Annotated in this window: 21 protein-coding genes; 9 read left to right on the forward strand and 12 right to left on the reverse strand. The window is 72.5% G+C overall.

Going from position 1 to position 21,256, the window contains the following annotated elements:
- Positions 1–65: 65 nt before the first annotated feature.
- Both IAG42_RS31065 and mltG read left to right on the forward strand, forming a co-directional pair.
- The gene (locus IAG42_RS31065) at positions 66–1,913 is read left to right on the forward strand and encodes an ABC transporter ATP-binding protein (RefSeq protein WP_188340270.1); all 1,848 of its coding nucleotides are present in this window, start codon (positions 66–68) and stop codon (positions 1,911–1,913) included.
- A 109-nt stretch (positions 1,914–2,022) separates the two neighbouring features.
- A complete protein-coding gene (mltG, locus tag IAG42_RS31070) occupies positions 2,023–2,985 on the forward strand; it encodes an endolytic transglycosylase MltG (protein WP_188340271.1) in 963 nt (320 codons plus the stop codon).
- Between the two features lie 158 nt (positions 2,986–3,143).
- On the opposite strand, the gene IAG42_RS31075 is transcribed toward mltG, so the two are convergent.
- The 6 genes from IAG42_RS31075 to IAG42_RS38625 form a co-directional block, all read right to left on the reverse strand.
- On the reverse strand, positions 3,144–4,256 hold the full coding sequence (locus tag IAG42_RS31075; RefSeq protein ID WP_188340272.1) for an NAD(P)-binding domain-containing protein: 1,113 nt from the start codon (positions 4,254–4,256) through the stop codon (positions 3,144–3,146).
- 42 nt (positions 4,257–4,298) lie between these two features.
- The gene (locus IAG42_RS31080; RefSeq protein WP_188340273.1) at positions 4,299–5,471 is read right to left on the reverse strand and encodes an LLM class flavin-dependent oxidoreductase; all 1,173 of its coding nucleotides are present in this window, start codon (positions 5,469–5,471) and stop codon (positions 4,299–4,301) included.
- A gap of 3 nt (positions 5,472–5,474) precedes the next feature.
- Positions 5,475–6,518 carry an ABC transporter substrate-binding protein gene (locus IAG42_RS31085; RefSeq protein ID WP_188340274.1) on the reverse strand — a complete coding sequence of 348 codons (1,044 nt, stop codon included), beginning with the start codon at positions 6,516–6,518 and terminating at the stop codon, positions 5,475–5,477.
- 64 nt (positions 6,519–6,582) lie between these two features.
- Positions 6,583–7,392 (reverse strand): ABC transporter ATP-binding protein, encoded by an 810-nt coding sequence (locus IAG42_RS31090; RefSeq protein WP_223206220.1) that lies wholly within the window; start codon positions 7,390–7,392, stop codon positions 6,583–6,585.
- Positions 7,365–8,267 carry an ABC transporter permease gene (locus IAG42_RS31095; RefSeq protein WP_188340275.1) on the reverse strand — a complete coding sequence of 301 codons (903 nt, stop codon included), beginning with the start codon at positions 8,265–8,267 and terminating at the stop codon, positions 7,365–7,367. Before IAG42_RS31095 ends, IAG42_RS31090 begins: the two co-directional genes overlap by 28 nt.
- A gap of 233 nt (positions 8,268–8,500) precedes the next feature.
- Positions 8,501–8,584 (reverse strand): putative leader peptide, encoded by an 84-nt coding sequence (locus IAG42_RS38625; RefSeq protein WP_313884353.1) that lies wholly within the window; start codon positions 8,582–8,584, stop codon positions 8,501–8,503.
- Between the two features lie 132 nt (positions 8,585–8,716).
- On the opposite strand from IAG42_RS38625, the gene IAG42_RS31100 reads away from it, so the two are divergent.
- Positions 8,717–9,139, forward strand: coding sequence for a YjbQ family protein (locus IAG42_RS31100; protein ID WP_188340276.1), 423 nt, complete (start codon positions 8,717–8,719; stop codon positions 9,137–9,139).
- A gap of 47 nt (positions 9,140–9,186) precedes the next feature.
- On the opposite strand, the gene IAG42_RS31105 is transcribed toward IAG42_RS31100, so the two are convergent.
- Entirely contained in the window at positions 9,187–9,921 is a 735-nt protein-coding gene (locus tag IAG42_RS31105; RefSeq protein WP_188340277.1) for a D-Ala-D-Ala carboxypeptidase family metallohydrolase, read from the reverse strand.
- A gap of 211 nt (positions 9,922–10,132) precedes the next feature.
- Here IAG42_RS31105 and IAG42_RS31110 point away from each other — a divergent pair, with 211 nt between their 5' ends.
- On the forward strand, positions 10,133–11,350 hold the full coding sequence (locus IAG42_RS31110; RefSeq protein ID WP_223206454.1) for a cytochrome P450 family protein: 1,218 nt from the start codon (positions 10,133–10,135) through the stop codon (positions 11,348–11,350).
- A gap of 52 nt (positions 11,351–11,402) precedes the next feature.
- The gene (locus tag IAG42_RS31115) at positions 11,403–11,936 is read left to right on the forward strand and encodes a 2'-5' RNA ligase family protein (RefSeq protein WP_188340279.1); all 534 of its coding nucleotides are present in this window, start codon (positions 11,403–11,405) and stop codon (positions 11,934–11,936) included.
- Between the two features lie 26 nt (positions 11,937–11,962).
- On the opposite strand, the gene IAG42_RS31120 is transcribed toward IAG42_RS31115, so the two are convergent.
- From IAG42_RS31120 to IAG42_RS31130, 3 genes are all read right to left on the reverse strand, one after another.
- Positions 11,963–12,457, reverse strand: coding sequence for a glutathione peroxidase (locus IAG42_RS31120; protein WP_188340280.1), 495 nt, complete (start codon positions 12,455–12,457; stop codon positions 11,963–11,965).
- 52 nt (positions 12,458–12,509) lie between these two features.
- A complete protein-coding gene (locus tag IAG42_RS31125) occupies positions 12,510–14,243 on the reverse strand; it encodes a styrene monooxygenase/indole monooxygenase family protein (protein WP_188340281.1) in 1,734 nt (577 codons plus the stop codon).
- Positions 14,244–14,307: 64 nt separating this feature from the next.
- Positions 14,308–15,528: a styrene monooxygenase/indole monooxygenase family protein gene (locus IAG42_RS31130; protein WP_188340282.1), complete on the reverse strand. Its 1,221-nt coding sequence runs from the start codon at positions 15,526–15,528 to the stop codon at positions 14,308–14,310.
- A 198-nt stretch (positions 15,529–15,726) separates the two neighbouring features.
- On the opposite strand from IAG42_RS31130, the gene IAG42_RS31135 reads away from it, so the two are divergent.
- The gene (locus tag IAG42_RS31135) at positions 15,727–16,707 is read left to right on the forward strand and encodes an AraC family transcriptional regulator (protein ID WP_188340283.1); all 981 of its coding nucleotides are present in this window, start codon (positions 15,727–15,729) and stop codon (positions 16,705–16,707) included.
- Between the two features lie 42 nt (positions 16,708–16,749).
- Here the strand turns inward: IAG42_RS31135 and IAG42_RS31140 are convergent, their stop codons facing one another.
- Entirely contained in the window at positions 16,750–17,709 is a 960-nt protein-coding gene (locus IAG42_RS31140; RefSeq protein ID WP_188340284.1) for an NADP-dependent oxidoreductase, read from the reverse strand.
- A 77-nt stretch (positions 17,710–17,786) separates the two neighbouring features.
- Between IAG42_RS31140 and IAG42_RS31145 the strand changes: the two genes are divergently transcribed.
- Both IAG42_RS31145 and IAG42_RS31150 read left to right on the forward strand, forming a co-directional pair.
- The gene (locus IAG42_RS31145; protein ID WP_188340285.1) at positions 17,787–18,188 is read left to right on the forward strand and encodes a winged helix-turn-helix transcriptional regulator; all 402 of its coding nucleotides are present in this window, start codon (positions 17,787–17,789) and stop codon (positions 18,186–18,188) included.
- 66 nt (positions 18,189–18,254) lie between these two features.
- On the forward strand, positions 18,255–18,989 hold the full coding sequence (locus IAG42_RS31150) for an SOS response-associated peptidase (protein ID WP_188340286.1): 735 nt from the start codon (positions 18,255–18,257) through the stop codon (positions 18,987–18,989).
- Between the two features lie 10 nt (positions 18,990–18,999).
- On the opposite strand, the gene IAG42_RS31155 is transcribed toward IAG42_RS31150, so the two are convergent.
- Entirely contained in the window at positions 19,000–20,028 is a 1,029-nt protein-coding gene (locus tag IAG42_RS31155) for a LacI family DNA-binding transcriptional regulator (RefSeq protein ID WP_188340287.1), read from the reverse strand.
- A gap of 150 nt (positions 20,029–20,178) precedes the next feature.
- On the opposite strand from IAG42_RS31155, the gene IAG42_RS31160 reads away from it, so the two are divergent.
- Positions 20,179–21,252, forward strand: coding sequence for a C45 family autoproteolytic acyltransferase/hydolase (locus IAG42_RS31160; RefSeq protein WP_188340288.1), 1,074 nt, complete (start codon positions 20,179–20,181; stop codon positions 21,250–21,252).
- Positions 21,253–21,256 lie beyond the last annotated feature (4 nt).

Genomic DNA, 21,256 nt, shown 5'->3' on the forward strand with positions numbered 1-21,256 from the left:
ACAATGAGCTATGCTCCTCAAAGTCCGGGCTCGAAGGCTCGGACACCTCTCTCCCTAGGAGGCCCATGCGTCGCGACGACATCGACTGGACGCCGCCCCCCGATGCGAAGACATCGGGCCGCCCGCGCCAGATCCGCCGCATCCTGTCCCTCTTCCGTCCCTACCGAGGCCGGCTGGCCGTCGTCGGCCTGCTGGTCGGCGCCGCGTCCCTGGTCACGGTCGCCACCCCCTTCCTGCTCAAGGAGATCCTCGACGTCGCCATCCCGCAGGGCCGCACCGGGCTGCTCAGCCTGCTCGCCCTCGGCATGATCGCCAGCGCCGTCGTCACCAGCGTCTTCGGCGTCCTCCAGACCCTCATCTCCACGACGGTCGGCCAGCGCGTCATGCACGACCTGCGCACCGCCGTGTACGGGCGGCTGCAGAGCATGTCGCTCGCCTTCTTCACCAAGACCCGCACGGGCGAGGTCCAGTCCCGCATCGCCAACGACATCGGCGGCATGCAGGCGACCGTGACCTCCACCGCGACGTCCCTCGTGTCGAACCTGACGAGCGTGATCGCCACCGTCGTGGCCATGATCGCCCTCGACTGGCGGCTCACCGTCGTCTCCCTGCTCCTGCTGCCGGTCTTCGTGTGGATCAGCCGCCGTGTCGGCCGCGAGCGCAAGAAGATCGCCACCGAGCGCCAGAAGCAGATGGCCGAGATGGCCGCCACCGTCACCGAGTCGCTCTCCGTCAGCGGCATCCTGCTCGGCCGCACCATGGGCCGCGCCGACTCGCTGACCACGTCCTTCGCCGACGAGTCGGACCGCCTGGTGGACCTCGAGGTCCGCTCCAGCATGGCCGGCCGCTGGCGTATGGCCGTCATCACCATCGTCATGGCCGCCATGCCCGCGGTCATCTACTGGGCCGCGGGCATCGCCTTCCAGCTCGGCGGGCCGGGCGTCTCCATCGGCACGCTCGTCGCCTTCGTCTCGCTCCAGCAGGGCCTGTTCCGGCCCACCGTGAGCCTGCTGCAGACCGGCGTGCAGATCCAGACCTCGCTCGCCCTGTTCCAGCGCATCTTCGAGTACCTCGACCTGCCCGTCGACATCACCGAGCGCGAGGACGCGGTCCACCTCGACACCGTCAAGGGCGAGGTCCGCTTCGAGGACGTCGAGTTCCGCTACGACACCCAGGACGACCGGCACGGAGCGATCCTCGACGGCATCGACCTCACCGTCCCCGCCGGCGGCAGCCTCGCCGTCGTGGGCCCCACCGGCTCCGGGAAGTCGACCCTCAGCTACCTGGTGCCGCGGCTGTACGACGTCACCGGCGGCCGGGTCACCCTCGACGGGATCGACGTGCGCGACCTCGACTTCGACACGCTGGCCCGCGCGATCGGCGTCGTCTCCCAGGAGACCTACCTGTTCCACGCCTCGGTCGCGGAGAACCTGCGCTTCGCCAAGCCGGACGCCACCGACGAGGAGCTGCACGCCGCGGCCCGCGCCGCACAGATCCACGACCACATCGCCTCGCTGCCCGACGGGTACGACACGGTGGTCGGCGAGCGCGGCCACCGGTTCTCCGGCGGCGAGAAGCAGCGCCTGGCCATCGCCCGCACCATCCTGCGCGACCCGCCCGTCCTCATCCTGGACGAGGCGACCAGCGCCCTCGACACCCGCACCGAGCACGCGGTGCAGGAGGCGATCGACGCGCTGTCGGCCGACCGCACGACGCTCACCATCGCGCACCGCCTGTCCACCGTCAGGGGCGCCGACCAGATCGTGGTCCTGGACTCCGGGCGCATAGCGGAGCGCGGTACCCATGAAGAGCTCCTGGAGCGCGACGGGCGCTACGCGGCCCTGGTGAGACGGGACGCGGAGCTCGACACGGCGACGGAGTCCGTCCCCGAGGAGCAGATCGCCGTCGCCTGAGCCTGCGGACATGCGCGGGTGTCCCGGCGCTGACCCAGTCGGGGTCGTTGCGGGCATCCGACATGAAGATATGCCAGAAATGCCCCGATCTGCGGGTTACCGTTCCGGCATGCTGAACGAGATTCCGCGACGGAGGACCGTCCGACTCACGCGCAGGGGCCGCATCGCGCTGCTGGCGTCCGGGGCCGTCGTGGCGGCCACCGCCGTCGCGGTGCCGCTGGCGCTGTCCGGCGACGACCAGGGGCGGCCCGAGGCCCTGATGATTCCGGAGGGCTGGCGTTCCGGGCAGATCTACGACGCCGTGGACAAGGCCCTCGGCGTACCGGTCGGGACGACGAAGAAGGCCGTGCCGCAGGCGGGCCTCAAGCTGCCGGGGGACGCCCGGGGCAACCCGGAGGGCTACCTCTTCCCGGCGACGTATCCCCTCAACGACAAGTCGACACCGCAGTCCGTGCTGGCGTACATGGTCGACACGGCCAACCAGAAGTTCAAGGCGAAGCAGCCCACCGCCGGCGCGGACCCGAACGCGATGAACCTGTACCAGACCATCACCGTCGCCAGCATCATCGAGGCCGAGGCGGACAACCCGGCGGACATGGCGAAGGTCGCCCGCGTCATCTACAACCGGCTCGACCGCGGCATGCCCCTGCAGATGGACTCCACCCTCAACTACGGGCTCGGCCGCTCCACCCTGAAGACCAGCGAGCAGGACATGAAGTCCGACAGCCCGTACAACACGTACGCGCGCACGGGCCTGCCGCCGTCGCCGATCGGCAACCCGGGGGAGCAGGCCATGAAGGCGGCGATGAACCCGGCGCAGGGTGACTGGGTCTACTTCGTCACCGTGAAGCCGGGCGACACGCGCTTCACGGCGAACTACGAAGAGCAGCAGAAGAACGTCGTGGAGTTCAACAAGAACCAGGCGGGAGCGCAGAAGGGGGAGCCGAAGCAGTCGGCGCAGCCCCCGCAGCCGCAGCAATCGCAGCAGCCCCAGCAACAGTCGGCGCAGCCTCAGCAGCCCCAGCAACCCCAGCAGTCCCAACAGCCGCAGCAGCCCCAGCAGCAGGGCTGATCAGGCCGGCCGGGACCAGGCTGTCCCGGCCGCCGCGGCCGTCCGGGCCGCCCCCACGCCTCAGCTGGCGGCTACGGCCACCGCATGTCTCAGCCCACCGCCACGAGACGCCGCGTCCTTGCCGACCGCCACGGCACCCCGCGACAGGCCCCCGCCCCTCAGCCCACCGTCACCGCATCCCTCGCCAGCAACCGCTGGATGTCCCGCACGGCGGCCCGCCCCGCGCGGTTCGCGCCGATCGTGCTGGCCGACGGGCCGTACCCCACCAGGTGCACCCGGGGGTCGAGGGCCGCGCGGGTGCCCTCCATGCGGATCCCGCCGCCCGGTTCGCGCAGCCGCAGCGGCGCGAGATGGTCGATGGCCGCCCGGAACCCGGTGGCCCACAGGATGACGTCGGCCTCGATCTCGCGCCCGTCGTCCCAGGCCACGCCGGTCTCGGTGATGCGGTCGAACATGGGCAGCCGGTCCAGGACACCGTCGGCGCGGGCCTCGCGGATCGCGTCGTTCACCGGAAGCCCGGTCACGGAGACCACGCTCAGCGGGGCGAGCCCCTGGCGGACCCGCTCCTCGACCAGGGCCACCGCCGCGCGGCCCCGGTTCTCGTCGAAGGGGCCCTCGCGGTAGACGGGCGGCCGGCGCGTCACCCAGGTCGTCGACGCCGCGTACGGGGCGATCTCCATCAGGTGCTGGGTGCCCGAGGCGCCGCCCCCGACCACCACGACCCGCTGTCCGGCGAACTCCTCGGGCCCCGGGTACTGAGCGGTGTGCAACTGGCGCCCGCGGAAGGTCTCCTGGCCCGGGTAGCGCGGCCAGAACGGCCGGTCCCAGGTGCCCGTGGCGTTGATGAGCGCGCGCGTCGACCACGTACCCGCGGAGGTCTCGACGAGCAGCCGTCCGCCGTCGCCCTCCCGCACCCGGTGCACGTCGACCGGGCGCCGCACCCGCAGGTCGAAGGCCTGCTCGTACCGGTCGAAGTACGCGGCGATCACCTCCGACGACGGCCGGTCCGGATCGGCTCCGGTCAGCTCCATGCCGGGCAGCGCGTGCATCCCGTGCACCTTGCCGTACGTGAGCGAGGGCCAGCGGAACTGCCACGCGCCGCCCGGTCGCGGCGCGTGGTCCAGGACGAGGAAGTCCCGCTCCGGTTCCAGGCCCACCCGGCGCAGGTGGTGTGCGGCGGACAGCCCGGCCTGACCGGCGCCGACGACCACCACGTCGACCGGCCGCGGGTCCGTCGCCGCGGCGCCTTCTCGTACCCCGATTTCGTTCACGTTTCTACTAACTCCATCGGAGTACGAGATCTTCCCGGCGTCTCAGCGGCCGCGCGCGACCAGGAGCGGAGCCGCGCCCCGAGCCCCCGTACCCGCGTCCGCCCCCGCGGTCAGCCCGCGCGCCGCCAGCTCCGGAATCACTCCCTCGCCGAACCAGTAGGCCTCCTCCAGATGCGGATACCCGGACAGCACGAAGTGCTCGACGCCGAGCGCGTGGTACTCCTCGATCCGGTCCGCGACCTCCGCGTGGCTGCCGACCAGCGCGGTCCCCGCGCCGCCACGCACCAGCCCCACCCCCGCCCACAGGTTCGGCGCGATCTCCAGCCCCTCGCGCCGCCCGCCGTGCAGGGCGAGCATCCGCTGCTGCCCGACGGACTCGCTGCGCCCGAGCGCGGCCTGCGCGGCGGCGACGGTGTCCGCGTCGAGATCGTCCAGCAGCCGGTCCGCGCTCGCCCACGCCTCCCGCGCCGAGTCCCGCGAGATCGTGTGCAGCCGGATCCCGAACCGGACCGTCCGCCCCTCCCGCTCCGCCAGCGAGCGGATCCAGTCGATCTTCTCCTTCACCTGCTCCGGCGGCTCGCCCCAGGTCAGATAGACATCCGTGTGCCGCGCCGCCACCGGCCCGGCCGCCGGCGACGACCCCCCGAAGAAGATCTCCGGCAGCGGGTCGGGCGGCAAGGCCGTGAACCCGCCGTCGATCCGATAGTGCTCCCCGGCGAAGTCGAAGGGCTCCCCGCCCCACACACCCCGCACCACCGACAGGAACTCGTCGGTGCGCGCGTAGCGCCGGTCGTGGTCGAGATGATCACCGAAGCGGCGCTGCTCGGCTGAGTCCCCGCCCGTGACGACGTTCAGCAACAGGCGCCCCTGTGTGAGCCGTTGGTACGTCGACGCCATCTGCGCCGCGAGCGTCGGTGAGATCACACCGGGCCGGAACGCCACCAGGAACTTCAGCCGCTGCGTGTGCTGCGCGAGCGCGACCGTCGTCAGCCAGGCGTCCTCGCACCACGTGCCGGTCGGCGTGAGCACCGCCTCGAAACCGAGATGCTCGGCGGCCTTGGCGATCTGGATCAGATAGCCGAGGTCCGGCGTGCGCACCCCGGCGATCGCCCCGCCCGGAGTGCGCGGCAGCGCCCCGCCGCTGAAGGCGTGCCGGTCCACGAGACTGCGGCCGTCGCCGCCGGTCGGCAGGAACCAGTGCAGATGAACGGTCATGGCTCAGGACTCCTTGCCGTAGGTGCGCGGGGCGGTGGTGGAGGGCGGAAGGTCGCCGTTGAAGCGCCGGTCGACGAAATCGCCGAAGTCGACCTTGCGCGGGATGAGCTTCAGCTGCGTGAACGTGTCGGCGATCTTCTGCTCCGAGTCGACCGCGCCCTGGTCGACGGCGACGGTCACCCGGGTGCCGTTCGTCCGCTTCACCGCGTCGAGCGCCACCTCGTACGGCAGCCCGGTGTCCTTCGCCCACACCTTCGCCCACGCCTCCGGATGCTTGAACACCCACTCCTGGGCCCGCCGCAGCCGGTCGAGATAGTCCTTGATCGCCCCCGCCTTCTTCTTGTCGGCGAGTGCGGAGGGGGAGGCGACCTGGAAGCCGAGCCCGTTGGAGAGCCCGTTCCCGTCGCTGAGCACCCGCCCCTGCTTCGCCCGCAGCACCTGCGAGGTGTACGGGTCCCAGACCGCCCACGCGTCGACCTTCCCGGCGGTGAACGCGGCCAGGGCGTCGGCCGGCTGAAGGTACTTGACCTTGACGTCCTTGAGGTCGAGGCCTGCCTTGCGCAGGGTCGCGACCAGGTTGTAGTGCGCTGAGGAGCCCTGCGCCACGGCGACGGACCGGCCCTTGAGCTGGGCCGGGTCCTTGAGCGCGGAGTCGTTCGGTACGAGCACGGTGTCGCCGGACGCGGTGCCGTGGCTGGCCGCCACGACCCTGATCTTCGAACCGGCGCCGGCGGCGAAGACCGGCGGGGTGTTGCCGACGCCGCCGATGTCGACGGCCTTGGCGTTCATGGCCTCCAGGAGGGGTGGGCCCGAGGTGAACGTGGACCAGCGGATCTTGTAGTCCAGGTCGTCCAGTTCACCGGCGGCCCGCAGCACGGCCTCCGAACCCCCCTTCTGGTCACCGACATTGAGTGTGAGAGCCCCCTTCCCGTCCGTGCCGCCGCCGGAGCCGACGGTCGACGTACTGGCGGACGAGGCGCCGGAGCAGGCGGAGAGGACGAGCGCGAGGGGAGCGAGCAGGGCCGGGAGCAGCAGGGGGCGTCTCATGACGGATTCCATTTCGAGGTGACGGTGACGGTGAGGGTGATAGGGAGGGGGAGGGGCGGGCGCGTCAGGCGGCGGAGGCCTGGTCCCCGCCGCTGACGGAGCCCGCGGGCACGGGGGCGTCGTGGTCGTCGACGCCGAGCCGGCGCAGCAGTTCGCCGCGCAGTTCGGCGAAGCGCGGATCCGTGACGTCACGCGGCCGCGCCAGATCGACCTGGGTCTCGTGCGCGATGACGCCGCCGTCCATGACGAGGACGCGGTCGGCGAGGAGCACGGCCTCCTCCACGTCGTGCGTGACGAGCAGGACGGCGCAGCCCCGCCGCTGCCACAGCTCACCGACCAGCCGCTGCGCCTTGATCCGGGTCAGGGCGTCGAGTGCGCCGAACGGTTCGTCGAGCAGCAGCAGATCGGGTTCGCGGACCAGGGCACGCGCCAGCGAGGCACGCTGGGCCTCGCCGCCCGACAGCGTCTTGGGCCAGGCGTCGACCCGGTGCCCGAGCCCGACCTCCTCCAACGCCCGCTCGGCGTCGGCGCGTTCAGGGGTGCCGGGCAGTCCGAGGAGCACGTTGCGCCACACCCGTTTCCACGGCATCAGCCGGGGTGCCTGGAACGCGACGGCCTTGCGGCGCGGGACGAGGACCGTGCCCTCGATGTCCCGGTCGAGCCCCGCGAGGATGCGCAGCAGCGTCGACTTGCCGCAGCCGCTGCGGCCCAGCAGGGCGACGAACTCGCCGGGCCGGACGTCGAGTCGCAGGTCGTCGATCACCGCCCGCCCGTCGAAGGACCGGGTGAGTCCCGCGACCCGCACCGCGACGGCGGGGGAGTCGGCGCGGTCCGATTCGGATCCGGTCAACGGCCGGTGAACGTCGGTCGCCATTGCAGCAGCAGCCTTTCGAGGGTACGGACGACGAAGTCGGCGAGCAGGCCGAGGAACGCGTAGACGACGAGGCACACGACGATGACGTCGGTGCGCAGGAAGTCCCGCGCCTGCACCATCAGGAAGCCGATGCCGGAGTCCGCGTTGACCTGCTCCGCGAAGACCAGCGCGAGCCAGGAGACACCGAGCGAGAAGCGCAGCCCCGTCATGGCGCCGGGCAGCGCGCCCGGCAGCACGACATGCCGTACGAGTCCCCAGCGGCTGAGCCCCAACGACTCGCCCGCCTCGATGAGTTGGGCGTCGACGCCGCGGATGCCGGCGTACACGTTCAGGTACAGCGGGAACGAGACACCGAGGGTGATGATCGCGACCTTCGGGGCCTCGCCGATCCCGAACCAGATGATGAACAGGGGGATCAGCCCGACGAACGGCACCGTCCGCAGCATCTGGACGCTGGCGTCGACGAGATCCTCGCCGACGCGGAAAAGCCCGGACGTCAGGGCCAGTCCGACGCCGACGACGAGCCCGAAGAGCAGCCCGAGCGCCACACGCTGGAGCGACACTCCCATGGCGTTCGGCAGCGACCCGTCGGCGATCAGATCGCCGCCGACCCGCGCGATGGTCCCGGGCGAGGCCAGTACCTCCGGCGTCAACACCCCAGTGACGCTGAGGAGTTGCCACAGTGCGAGAAGGAGGAGCGGGCCCGAGCTGCGGCGCAGCCAGCGGGGCACGCGGGTGCGCCGGGTGGAGGAGGCGACGAGGGGCACGAGTTCGGGCCCGGGACTGTCCGGGGCGGCATTCTGAACACCCGTAGCATCCGACTTGACGGATATGTCGCCCGTGGCAGGCGTGGGCGGGGCATGGCTGATGCTCATGGCACTCCATGGCAGGAGGAAGGGCGTCATGGCGGGGCGGCGAACGCGCGCGTCGACGACGCGCCGGCGGACACCGCGAGGCCGCGACGGATCAGGTCAAAGGTGAAGTGGTCCCGAGCCGGACCCGCGCGAAAGACCCTGGGACCGACCGACCGACCGGCAGGCGGTCGGCAGAGGCGGACGGGGGTCGGGCGAGGATCAGCGCGAGGGGAGCCGGGGAAGCGAGAAAGGCGTCAGCGGCCGCGTCGACACGCGGCGGAAGCCACCCGCAGCAGGTCGATGTGACCGCGCGTGGTGAGAAGGGCTGAACGCAACATGCCGCAGAACGTAGCCAGTTCGTCGGCGGACGGTCAACGGTGTCTCAGACCGTGGACCCGCGTGATCGCTCCGTGAGCGCCCCGTGGCCGCGCCACCGCGCCCGGCCGCCCCGAATCGGCCACAATGACCCCATGCCCGAAGCCTTCACGACGTACGTCCTGCACGTCACCACCGGATCCACGGAACGGGTCGTCGATCTCACCCGCGACTGCGAGTCGTTCCTCCGGGTCGCCGCCGACGGCCGCGACGGCCTGCTCAACCTCTTCGTGCCGCACGCCACGGCGGGCATCGCCGTGATCGAGACCGGCGCCGGCAGCGACGACGACCTCCTGGCCGCCCTGCACACCCTGCTCCCGGCCGACAACCGCTGGCAGCACCGCCACGGCACCCCCGGCCACGGCCGCGACCACGTCCTCCCGGCCCTCGTCCCGCCCCACGCGACGCTCCCGGTGATCGGGGGGCGGCTGGAACTCGGGACGTGGCAGTCGGTGTGCCTGGTCGACACGAACAAGGACAACCCCGACCGCCAGGTCCGGCTGAGTTTTCTGGGGTGAGCCGGGGCGGCCGGGGTGGGCCGGGCGCCCCGGCGGGGTGCGGGGGGCTAGATGCCGCAGGAGGACGCCGACCAGTAGCGGGAGCTCTGGCTGCCGAGGTGGGCGTGGTCGCTGTGGCCGGGGTAGCCCGGGCCGAGGATCTCGTTGAAGCCGTGGTACCTGGCCTGCTTGACGATCTCGCAGAACGACGGGGTGCCGACGAGGTCGATGGCGCGTCCGTAGAGGTGGTTGCTGCCGGCGGCGCCGCCGACCGCGCTGTTGCAGGAGTAGGAGCGGAAGCCGCTGCTGGTGTTCAGGGACCGGTCGCCGAGGGCGTGCCGCAGGGCCTCCAGCTTCCACATCTGCTGGAGGGCGTTGGCCTTCGCCGCCGCCGCGGAGACGGCGCCGCCCGACCAGTCGGAGTTGCAGCGGTTCATCTCCGCGTAGGTGAAGTGGATCGGCGTGCAGTCGCCGTCCTGGAGCGCGTAGATCTTGCTGAAGGTCTGGGTTCCGGCGACGCCGTCGGCGGACAGGCCGTACGCCTGCTGGAACCGCGTGACCGCGGCCTTCGTGGCGGGGCCGAACTGGCCGTCCACCGCGAGGACTCCGCCGTAGCCGGGGTGGCCGGCGACGCGGATCTGCAGCTGGCGGACGTCCTCGCCGCTGCTGCCCTCGCTGAGGGTGCGGTTCCAGGTGTAACAGGTGTCGGCGTGCGCGGTGCCGGCGGTGACCGCCGTACCGAGCGTCGCCAATGAGCCGAGCATGACAAGCGTGAGCAGGGCGCGGAGCGAGCGTCTGAGCACGATGCCTCCAGAGGGAGGGAGCCTGGGGGTACCGACAGTGGCGGAACGGCGCTACGCGCGTCAATACCGCCCGGGTGGCAGCCGTTCCCGTACCTCTACGATGTGCGGCACACGGCCGGACGGGCCGCCTAGGGGGAGGGCACCGTTGACTGCACAGACGCGTACACAGCAGGGGCACACACAGGGGGGCACGGCGGGGGAGGCGCACCGGCTGGATCCGGCGGGCGGCTGTCCGCACGCCGACAACGCCCGGCTGCTCGCCTCCGGCTCCGTCGCCGCGGTGACCCTGCCCGGCGACGTGCCGGGGATGGCCGTGCTCGGTCACGAGGCGCTCAAGGAGTTCCTCGCCCACCCCGATGTCGCGAAGGACGCGGCCCACTTCACCGCGCTGCAGGAGGGGCGGATACCCGACGGCTGGCCGCTGCGCACCTTCGCCACGGTCCAGGGCATGACGACGGCCGACGGCGCGGACCACCGCCGGCTGCGCTCCCTGGCCGGACGGGCCTTCACCGCCCGCCGGGTGGCCGCGCTCCGTCCCCGCGTGGAGGAGCTGACGCGCGAACTGCTCGACGGACTCGAGGCCGCGGCGGCGGACGGGGACGGAGTGGCCGACCTCCGACGGCACTTCGCCCTGCCGCTCCCCATGGGCGTCATCTGCGAACTGCTCGGCGTCGACGCCGGGCACCAGGACCGGCTGCACCACCTCTCCAGCCAGATCGTCGCCACCGACATCGGCCCCCAGGCCGTGGTGGCGGCGAACCGCGAGATGGTGGAGGTGCTGGGACAGGTGGCCGCGGCCCGCGCCGCCGACCCCGGGGACGATCTCACCAGTGCGCTGATCGCGGCCCGCGAGGAGGACGGCGACCGGCTCGGCCCCCACGAACTGCTCGGCACCCTCATGCTGATCATCATCGCCGGGCACGAGACGACACTGAACCTGATCACGAACGCCGTACGGGCCCTGTGCACCCACCGCGAGCAGCTCGCTCTGGTCCGGGACGGGAGCGCGACGTGGGAGGACGTCGTCGAGGAGACGCTGCGCTGGGACAGCCCCGTCAGCTACTTCCCGTTCCGCTACCCGACCCGCGACCTGGAGCTCGACGGGACGACGATCCCCCGAGGGACCCCGGTCCTCGCCGGATACTCCGCCGCCGGCCGCGACCCGTCGGCGCACGGCCCCGGCGCCGACCGCTTCGACCTCACCCGCGGCCCGGCCCGCCACCTGTCCCTCGGTCACGGCCCCCACTTCTGCATGGGAGCGCCGCTGGCCCGCATGGAGGCGACCACCGCGCTCCGGCAGCTCTTCACCCGCTACCCGGACCTGGACCTGGCCGTCCCGGAGCCCGAACTCCCGCGCCACGCCTCGTTCGTGGGCAACAGCGTGCGCAGGCTACCGGTGCGACTGCGCCCCGCTCACTGCGAACGGTGACGGGCGGGGCCCCCGCGCGTGGGATGCTGCGGGCGGCCGAGAGGAGCATGTGATGCCCGAGACGGGGACGACGGCGGTACTGGCACTCGTGCCGGAGGCCGACGTTCTGCTGGAGGTCGCGGCGTCGGTGGACGCACGGGTGGTGCGGGCGGGCGTGCCCGCGCACGTGGCGCTGCTCTACCCCTGGATCCCGGCGGCGCGGCTCGGTGACGAGGGCCTGGAGCGGTTGAGCGGCGTGCTGTCGCCGACCGGGCCCGTCACGGTGGACCTGACCCGGACCGAGCGGGCCGACGGCTTCGTCGGCGTCCCGGTGCCCGGACTGGGCCCGCTCGCCACCGCGCTGCGCGCCGCCTATCCGCGGCAGGTCCCGTACGGAGGCCGGTTCGGCCCGGATCCGCGGGCGCATCTGACCGTGGCGCTGGGCGCCGAGCCCGGCGTCGCCGAGGCGATCGAGCGGCGCGCCGCGCGCCGGCTGCCGATCACCGCGCAGGTCGCCCGGCTGCATGTGGTCGAGCTGACCTCGGCGGGCTGGCGGCCGGTCGCCCACATCCCGCTGACCGGCCGCGCCCCGCGCCCGTCCTCGTAGCCCCCGAAGACCGGTGGCCCGGTCCGTCAGCCGGCCGCGAGTTCCTTCTCGATCGCGGTCACGACCTCCGGAGCGTCCGGCAGCGTCTGCGGCGAGAACCGCGCGACGACCTCACCGGAGCGCCCGACCAGGAACTTCTCGAAGTTCCAGCGGATGTCCCCGCTGTGGCCCTCGGCGTCCGCGGTGTCGGTGAGCCGCGCGTACAGGGCGTGCCGGCCGGGGCCGTTGACGTCGACCTTCTCCGTCATCGGGAACGTCACGCCGTACGTCGCGGAACAGAACTCCGCGATCTCGTCGGCGCTGCCCGGCTCCTGCCCCATGAACTGGTTGCACGGCACGCCGAGCACCGTGAAGCCGCGCTCCGCGTACCGCTCCTGGAGCTGCTCGAGGGCGGTGTACTGCGGGGTGAGGCCGCACTTGGAGGCGACGTTGACGATGAGGACGGCCCGGCCCGCGTACTGGGACAGGTCGGCGGGGCCGCCCAGGAGGCGGTCGATCTCTACTGCGTCGAAAACGGTCATGCCCGGAGCGTACGCCGCCCGGTCACCGGCCCGGCGGGCCGAGGGGGCCCGCTCACAGCTCCGGATGCTTCGTCGCCACGTGGTAGTACCCCGAGTGGAACACCAGAGGGGCGCCGCCACCGGACTCGTACTGCTCCACCTCGCCGAGGAAGATGATGTGGTCGCCGGCGTCCAGGCGCTGCACGGTGCGGCACTGGAAGCGGGCGACGGTCCCGTCCAGCAGGGGAGTGCCCGCGATGCCGGGAGTGGTCGGGACGCCCTGGAACTTGTCCTCGGCCGGGGTGGCGAACTGGCGGGAGAGGTGGTGCTGGTCGGCGGCCAGGACGTGGACGGCGAAGTGCGAGGCGTCGGTGAAGTCCGGCAGGCTCGGGGCGTTCTTGCCGGGGCACCACAGCACCAGGGGCGGGTCCAGGGAGACCGAGGTGAACGAGTTCGCGGTCATGCCGACGGCGCGGCCGTCGGGCGCGCGGGCCGTCACGACCGTCACCCCGGTCGCGTACTGGCCCAGCGCGCGGCGCAGTTCGCGGCTGTCGAAGCGGGCGGCGTGCCGGTCGCGCTTCTCGGCGAGGAAGCGGTGCGCCTCGGCCTCCTCGAACCACCAGCGGTACAGCGTGCGCGGATCGTCGAAACCCGCGGCGAGGGCGGCGGCGACCGCGGGGATCTCGGCCGCCGCGGAGAGGAGTTCGCGGTGGTGCGGCCGCAGGTCGGTCAGCAGGGAGTTGGTCCAGCCGACGGCCCACTGTGCCCAGCCGCGCCAGAAGGTGTCGAAGGTGCGCTGCATCCACTGCGGAGTGAACGCGGCGTCGCCGTGGCGCAGGATGCTGTCGAGGTAGTGGGCCGCGGCCTGGGCCGCGTTGTTCGAACCCTGGCCGGTGATGGGGTCGTTGAGGACGACGGCGTCGGCCATGCCGAGGACGTGCCGGCCGGAGGCGAGACGGGCGACGGGATGCCGCACGGTCGGGGTGACCCGGCCGCGCAGCACGCCGCCGCGGTCGGTCAGCCGGGCGTGCCGGCAGCGCTCGTACTCGTCGGGGAAGAACCGGTGCAGGACCTCCAGCGACCGCGCGAGGTGGGCCTCGGGGGTGACGATGTCGTCCCAGCAGTCCATCGGGCCACCGGGGACGCCCTCGAAGACCATGATCTCGCAGGGGCCGGTGGTGGTGAGCGCGGGGAAGGAGAAGTACTCGCCGACGCCGGGGACCATGCGGTAGTGGACGGCGGACTCCCCCTCGGCCTCCTCCCGCGGCGCCGTGCCCGTGACGTACGTCAGCGCCAGCGCGCGGCGCGGCCGGTCGTAGGGGGAGAGTTCGGCGTTGCGCGGGAAGAGGTGGCTCAGCTCCGCCTTGCCCGTGGAGACCACGACGAGATCGTGTGTGCGGGCGTACCACTCGAGGTCGGCGACGCCCGCCTCGTGCAGCACGATCTCGCCGAGGCCGCCCTCCGCGAACCGCTCCAGCCAGGCGGCACACTTGACCCGCTGGTCGACCGAGCGGGCGGGCGCCTCCAGTGGCGCCCGCCACGCGATCTCCGGAGCGCCGTGCGGACCGACGAGGGAGAGCGCGATGCCGGTGATGTCCGGTGCCGGGCCCTCCCAGTGGTGCAGACCGAGTTCGCGCTCGGTCTGCAGTGCGGTGTCGAACATGCACTGACTGGACATGACCGGGCCGCGACGTATCTCGTCGGGGCCGCGGTCGGTGACCAGGGTGACGTCGTAGCCGTGTGCCTGGAGTCCCAGGGCGAGTTGGGCACCCGCCTGCCCGGCGCCGATCACCGCGATCTTTCTCATGGTCCTGCTGTTCCGCTCTCGCTGCTTACCCGTGTGCCGCTGACGTGCTGTTCCCGAGGGAGCCTCAGGCGCTGACCTCGGCCAGGTAGTTCTTCGCGGCGACCGGGTCCATGAACCAGTGGAAGAAGTCGCGCGGGTCGTCGAAGCCGTTCACGAAGCGGGCGGCGATCCGCGAGTCGGCGCTCGCCGCGCCGAACAGCTCCAGGACGTGCTGCGGCGGCGCGCCGAGCATCGCGTTGGTCCACGCCGTGGCGGACCGCGCGTTGTCCCAGAAGCGGCCGAAGGCCAGCTCCATGAACGCGGCGTCGTAGGGGCGATCGCCATGGTCGAGGACGGCGGCGAGGTAGGCGGCCGCGCACTTCGAGGCGTTGTTGGAACCCTGGCCGGTGATGGGGTCGTTGAGGACGACGACATCGGCGAGGCCGAGCACCCGCGCGCCCGAGGGCAGCGTCGCGACGGGCTTGCGCACGGTCGGCGCGAAGCGGCCCGCGAGGGTGCCGTTCTGGTCGGTGAGTGCGAGATCGGCGCAGCGCTCGGCCTCCCACGGGACGTACGTGCGCAGCAGCTCCTGGAACGTCGCCAGCTGCTCGTCGGGGGTCAGTCCGTCGAAGCGGTCGAGCGGGCCGCCCGGGACGCCCTCGAAGAACATGATGTCGCAGGGGCCGCTGGTGGTGAGGCTGGGCATGGTGAAGTACTCGCCCAGGCCGGGGACGACGTTGAAGCTGACGCCGGTGCGGTGCGGCAGCGGCGTCATGCCGGTGACGTACGCCAGGGCCAGCGCGCGCTGCGGAGCGTCGTACGGGGAGCGCTCGGCGTCCCGCTCGAACAGCCCCGCGATGTCGCCCTTGCCGGCTGCGACGACCACGAGGTCGGACTCGGCGGCGTACCGCTCCAGGTCCTCGACGCCGGCCTCGTGGATGACCAGACGTCCGCCGCGGCGCGCGAACTCGCCCATCCAGATCGGCATCTTGACCCGCTGGTCGACCGAGCGGGCGGTGGCGTCGAGACGGGCGTCGAAGGCGAGGGCGCGGCCGCCCTGGCCGTCGGCGATGTTCACGCCGAGCCCGGCGATCGGCGGGCAGGCGTCGCCCCAGAAGTCCAGGCCGAGGGCGCGCTCGTGGGCCAGCGCGGTGCCGAACATGGCCTGACTGGACATCACCCGGCCCTCGCGGATCTGGTCGCCGGTGCGGTTGGACACGAGGGTGACGTCGTAGCCGTGGCCGAGCAGGCCGATGCCGAGCTGGAGACCGGCCTGGCCGGCTCCGACGATGGTGATCTTGCGCATGGGGGAACTCCGGGGATCGGTTCGTGCGTGAGGGACGGTGTGCCGTGCGGTGCCCGGCACTCCCTGCGTCGTCGAATCCCTGGTCGCTTCTCGGGGCCGCGGCGGCCGGGGGTCAATCCTGGTATGCAAAGATCATCTTTGCTATCCGGATCGCGCGGATCACTGTCCTGATCGCGCAGCTCGGCGGTGGAGGTCCGCATGCACGGTGAACAGCTACCCCTCGCGAACCGCCGGCGGTTCCACACGGCGGACATATGGGAGGCGCGGGCCGAGGTCGGCCGCGCCTTCTGCCCGCACGAACTCCACATCACGCAGCGCTCGGCGACGCTCGACGCCCGCCTGCACGCCGCGCCCCTCGACCGGACCGGCCTGTACTACCTGGACTACGGGACCGAGGTCCGGATCACGCCCGGTGACCTGGAGAGTTTCTTCCTCGTCCAGATCCCGCTCGCGGGCCACGCCAAGATCACTTGCGGTCGCGAAGAGATCGTTTCCTCCCCGGAACTCGCTTCTGTCCCGTCTCCGGCCGGAAAGCTGGACATGCGCTGGGGTGCGGGCAATCCACAGCTGATCGTGTGGTTCGACCGGTCATCGCTGGAATTGCACCTGGGCAGTCTCCTCGGCCGCGCCGTGCGCCGCCCGGTCCGCTTCTCGCTCGGCATGGACCTCACCGCGCCCGACTCCCGCTCCTGGCTCAACATCGTCGATCTCCTGCGCCGCGAGGTGGAGCGGCCCGACGGCATGACGAGCCGGCCCGTCGTGACCCAGCAGCTCGAATCCCTGCTCATGACCCAGCTGTTGATGGCCCAGCCCCATACCTACACGCCCGCGCTGCTCGGGGAGCAGCCGCGCGTCGCCCCGCCCGCGGTGCGCCGCGCGATGGACGTCATCGAGGGGCACGCGGCCGAGCCGCTCACCGTCGCCGAGATCGCGGAATGCGTCGGCGTCGGCGTGCGCGCCCTCCAGGAAGGCTTCCGCCGGCACCTCGACACGACGCCGCTCGCGTATCTGCGCGAGGTCCGCCTGGACCGGGTCCGCAAGGAGCTCCTGACCGCCGACCCGGGCGCGACGACCGTCACGGCCGTCGCGTCCCGCTGGGGCTTCCTGCACCCCGGCCGCTTCTCGCTCGCCTACCGGCGGCAGTTCGGCGAGTCTCCGTCCGAGACCCTGCGGGCGTAGCGGACGGGGCGGCTCCCGTACGGGGCGGCTCCCGTACGGGGCTCAGGCCGCCCCGGGGCTCGGCACCAGCACCAGCCGCCCGCGCAGCCCGCCCTCAGCGACCCGACGGTGCGCCTCGGCCGCCCGCTCCAGCGGGAGGACGTCGGCGACCCGCAACGTCAGCTTCAGGGCGGCGAGTTCGGCCAGCGCCGCCCCGTCGGCGCTGATCCACTGCCGGTGCACCCGGATCCCGCGCAGCGGCAGCGGCACCGCCCCGCCCACCACGGTGACATGAGCGCCCCCGGTACGGACGGCGGCGTGGGCGCGGACACCGGACCCCGCCGCGTCGAGCGCCGCGTCGACACCGCCCGGCACCAGGCGCCGCACCTCGGTCGCGAGGTCCTCGGCGGCGCGGTCGACGGTCCACTCGGCACCGGCCCCGCGGACGAACTCCTCGTCGGTGGCGCCTGCCTGGGCGACGACCCGCAGACCACGCCGTGCCGCCAGTTCGACGGCGAAGCCGCCCACGGCCCCCGCGGCCCCCGTCACGAGCAGGGTGTCGCCCGCCGAGAGACCGAGCAGATTCAGCGCCTGGAGCGCGGTGAGGCCGTTCAGCGGCAGCGTCGCCGCGGCCACCGCGTCGACACCGGGCGGAGCGGGCGCGACCGCGCCGGCGTCCAGGACCAGGTGACCGGCATAGGCACCCAGCGACACATCGAGCAGATCGCGCAGCCCGATCACCCGCTGCCCGGTCTCGAACGCCCTCACGCCCGCGCCGATCCGGTCGACCACGCCCGCGACGTCCCAGCCGAGGCCCGTCCGCGCGCGGGCCGCCATCAGTCCGGCCTCGACGAGCGCGCCGGAGCGGGTGGCCAGGTCGACCGGGTTCACGGTCGCCGCCTCGACCCGGATCCGCACCTGCCCGGGCCCCGGCTCCGGCACGGGAACCGTCACCTCCCGCAGCACGTCGACACCGCCGTACCCCTCGGCCACCACGGCCCGCGTCTGCTCTTCAGCGTTCATGCGGCACACCGTAGGGACCGCTACTCTCCGACGGGAAGTACGCACTTCAAGGTGCGTACGGCACCGGAAGGAGAGCCATGCCCACCCGCACCGCAGCCCACCGCCGGGCCGAGGCGAGCGCCGCGTACGACGCCTATCTCGCCGAGTGCCCCGCCCGGCAGCTGCTGGACCGCATCGCCGACAAGTGGGTGAGCCTCGCCGTCACCGCGCTGGCCGACGGGCCCCGCCGCTACAGCGACCTGCAGCGCACACTGGCGAGCATCAGCCAGAAGATGCTCACGCAGACCCTGCGCCACCTGGAACGCGACGGCCTCGTGACACGGACCGTGACCCCCGCCGTGCCGGTCCGCGTCACCTACGAACTGACCCCGCTCGGCCGCTCGTTGCTGCCCGTCATGGCAGCGATCAAGGGCTGGGCCGAGGCGCACATGGACGAGGTGCGGGCCGCCCGCGACACCTACGACGACGCCGAGGACTGACGGCCGTTCTCCGGGCCGCGGCCCGGATCCCGCGCCGCGGGCCCGCCGGAGTGGCACAGTGGCGGTATGTGCGGCCGCTACGCATCGACCCGTAATCCGAAGGACCTCGCCGGGCTCTTCGACGTGACCGAATGGCGCCCCGAGGAGGAACTGGCACCGAGCTGGAACGTCGCCCCGACCGACCCCGTGTACGCCGTCCTGGAACGGCCCGCCCGCGACGACGGTGACCGGGTGCGCCGCGAACTGCGCGCCCTGCGCTGGGGCCTGGTGCCCTCCTGGGCGAAGGACCCCAAGGCCGGGGCGCGGATGATCAACGCGCGAGTGGAGACGGTGCACGAGAAGCCCGCCTACCGGCGCGCCTTCGCCAAGCGCCGCTGCCTGCTGCCCGCCGACGGCTTCTACGAATGGGACCCGGTCAAGGACGAGGCGACCGGCAAGGTCCGCAAGCAGCCGTACTTCATCCACCCCGCCAACGACCAGGTCATGGCGATGGCCGGCCTCTACGAGTACTGGCGCGACCCGGACGTGAAGGACGACGACGATCCCGGCGCCTGGCTGATGAGCTGCACCATCCTCACCACCGAGGCGACGGACGAGGCCGGCCGCGTCCACCCGCGCATGCCCCTCGCCCTCACCCCCGACCACTACGACACCTGGCTCGACCCCCACCACCAGGACACCGACGACCTGCGCGCCCTGCTCACGCAGCCAGGCGGCGGACGGCTCGACGCCCGCCCGGTCTCGATGGCCGTCAACAGCGTCCGCAACAACGGGCCGCACCTCCTCGACCCGGCCGGCTGAGCCCCGAAGGTCAGGACTGAGCAGGGGCGCGCCGTGACGACGCACGCACGCGGAACCGCCCCGTCGTCAGCACCGGACCCGCGCTCGGCTCACCCGCGATGCGCGCCTGGAGCAGGTCGAGGAGGGCCAACGTCGTCTCGTCCGCGTGGAGTTCGACCGCCGAGATGGCCGGGCGGCTGTGCCGGGTGTGTTCCGAGTCGGAGGCCGCGGCGAGCAGCGTGCGGTCGGGCACCGCGACGCCGCGCGAGGTGAGGCCGGCGAGGACGCCCGCCGCCTGACGGCCCGTGTGGCACAGGACCGCGTCCGGCACCCCGTCGTCCACGATCGTGTGCGCCACGCGCTCGCCGCCCTCCTCGCCGGCGCGCTCCGCCGACCTGTAGACGCGGGGCGTGATCCCGGCCCGCCCGCACCAGTCGCGGTACGTCGCCTCGCTGTCGATGTTCCACGCGTTCGGGTCGGTGCCGCGCAGCAGGGCGACCGACCGGGCGCCGGCCGCGGCGAAGTGCTCGTAGATCCGCCGGAAGCTCGCGCCGTCGTCCTCGGTGGCCCAGTCGGTGAAGTCGGGGCGGCCCGGGTCGCGGCCCAGCGTCACGTACGGGATCCCGCGCCGTTCGAGCAGCGCCACCACCGGATCGTCCATGTGAGGCATCGTCACGATGTAGCCGTCGAGCGACAGGGCCATCGGCGGGGTCGGACGCTTCGTCAGGTCCGGTACGAGCATGACGCTGAGCCCGCGGTCCATCGCCTGCGCCGAGACGGCGCCGATGTAGCGCGTGAACACGTCGACGCCGCGCGGCGCGTACTCGCCCAGCGCGTCCAGCGAGCGCATGACGAGCCCGATCGCCCCGACCGACGAACGGCGCAGGCCGCGCGCGAGGGCGTCCGCCTCGTAGTCCATCTCCTCGGCGACGGCCCGCACGCGCAGCCGCGTCGCCGCGCTGAGCGTCCCCGTACCGTTGAGCGCCATCGAGACGGCGGCGACGGACACCCCCGCACGCTGGGCCACGTCACGGATGGTGACGCCCTTCGATCGAGCCACGGCGGCCTCCGGGGTCCCGTGCTTTCCCGCTCGTGAAGTGGCCGGAAAGCGACATGAGCAACACCGTTGTATTAAACGTTTTACCCACTTAGCGTGTCGCCCACTTCTCACTGTGACTGGCCTCACAAGCAAAGGTCGAAGAGCGACACGATGAAGCTGCACACACTCCGCACGACCACCTCCGACCCCCGTGAACGGGGGCGTGAGATCGGTGCGCACCACGGGGACCGGGTCCGGGACGTCAGCGCCCGCTACCTGGCTCATTTCACCCTGCTCGGCATCCCGGAACCGACCGTCCGCGACATCGTCGCCCGCAGCCACGACGCCCTGCGCGCCTGGTGCCCGGCGCTGGCCGAGGAGTCCGACGCCGTCGCCGAGGCGGCGGGCGTCGAGACCTGGCACGTGGCCGCGGTCGGCGCGCGGACCGAGGTGCTCGCCGCGGCGCCCCCGGGGAAGGGTGAGTGCACGACCGCCGTGCACACCCCGCCCGCCGGCGGGCCGCCCGAGACCATCCAGACCTGGGACTGGCACGACACACTGACCCCGGACGGACTCCTGCTGTCGCTCGTGACCGGGTCCGGACGCCGGGTGAAGCTGTTCACCGAGTTCGGCGCCGCCGCGAAGATCGGCGTGAACGACGCCGGCCTCGGCCTGCACTTCAACATCCTCAGGCACCGCTCCGACGACACCACCGGCGGCGTACCCGTCCACGCCGTCGCCCGCCGCGTCCTCGAAGAGGCGACGACAGTGACGGAGGCCCACGACATCGCCGCCTCCGCCCGCCTGAGCGCCTCCACGGTGCTGACCGTCGTGAGCCACCGGGACGGGCGCTCCGAAGCGGCGTCCCTCGAGATGTCGCCCGCCGGCACCGCCGTGGTGCGGCCCGGCGCGGACGGCTGGCTCCTCCACACCAACCACTTCCTCGACCCCGCACTCGCCGACGGCGACGCCAGCATTCCGGAGTCGGTGTCGGCCGAGAGGTACGACCACGCCCGCGCCGTGCGTGCCGCCATGACCGGCCGCCCCGCACCCGAACGCGCGGCCGCCTTCTGCGGCGGAGACGGCGCCGACGCCGTGGTGTGCGTGCGCGCCGACGGGTCCCGGCCCGGCCACGAGCAGTGGAGCACCCTCCTCACCGCCTCCCTCGACCTTCCCGGCTTCGCCCTCCAGCACCGGGCCGGCACCCCCGACACCGCGGCCCGCGAGGGTCTCGACCAGTTCTGAGGAA

Source organism: Streptomyces xanthii (assembly GCF_014621695.1).
Taxonomy (GTDB): domain Bacteria; phylum Actinomycetota; class Actinomycetes; order Streptomycetales; family Streptomycetaceae; genus Streptomyces; species Streptomyces xanthii.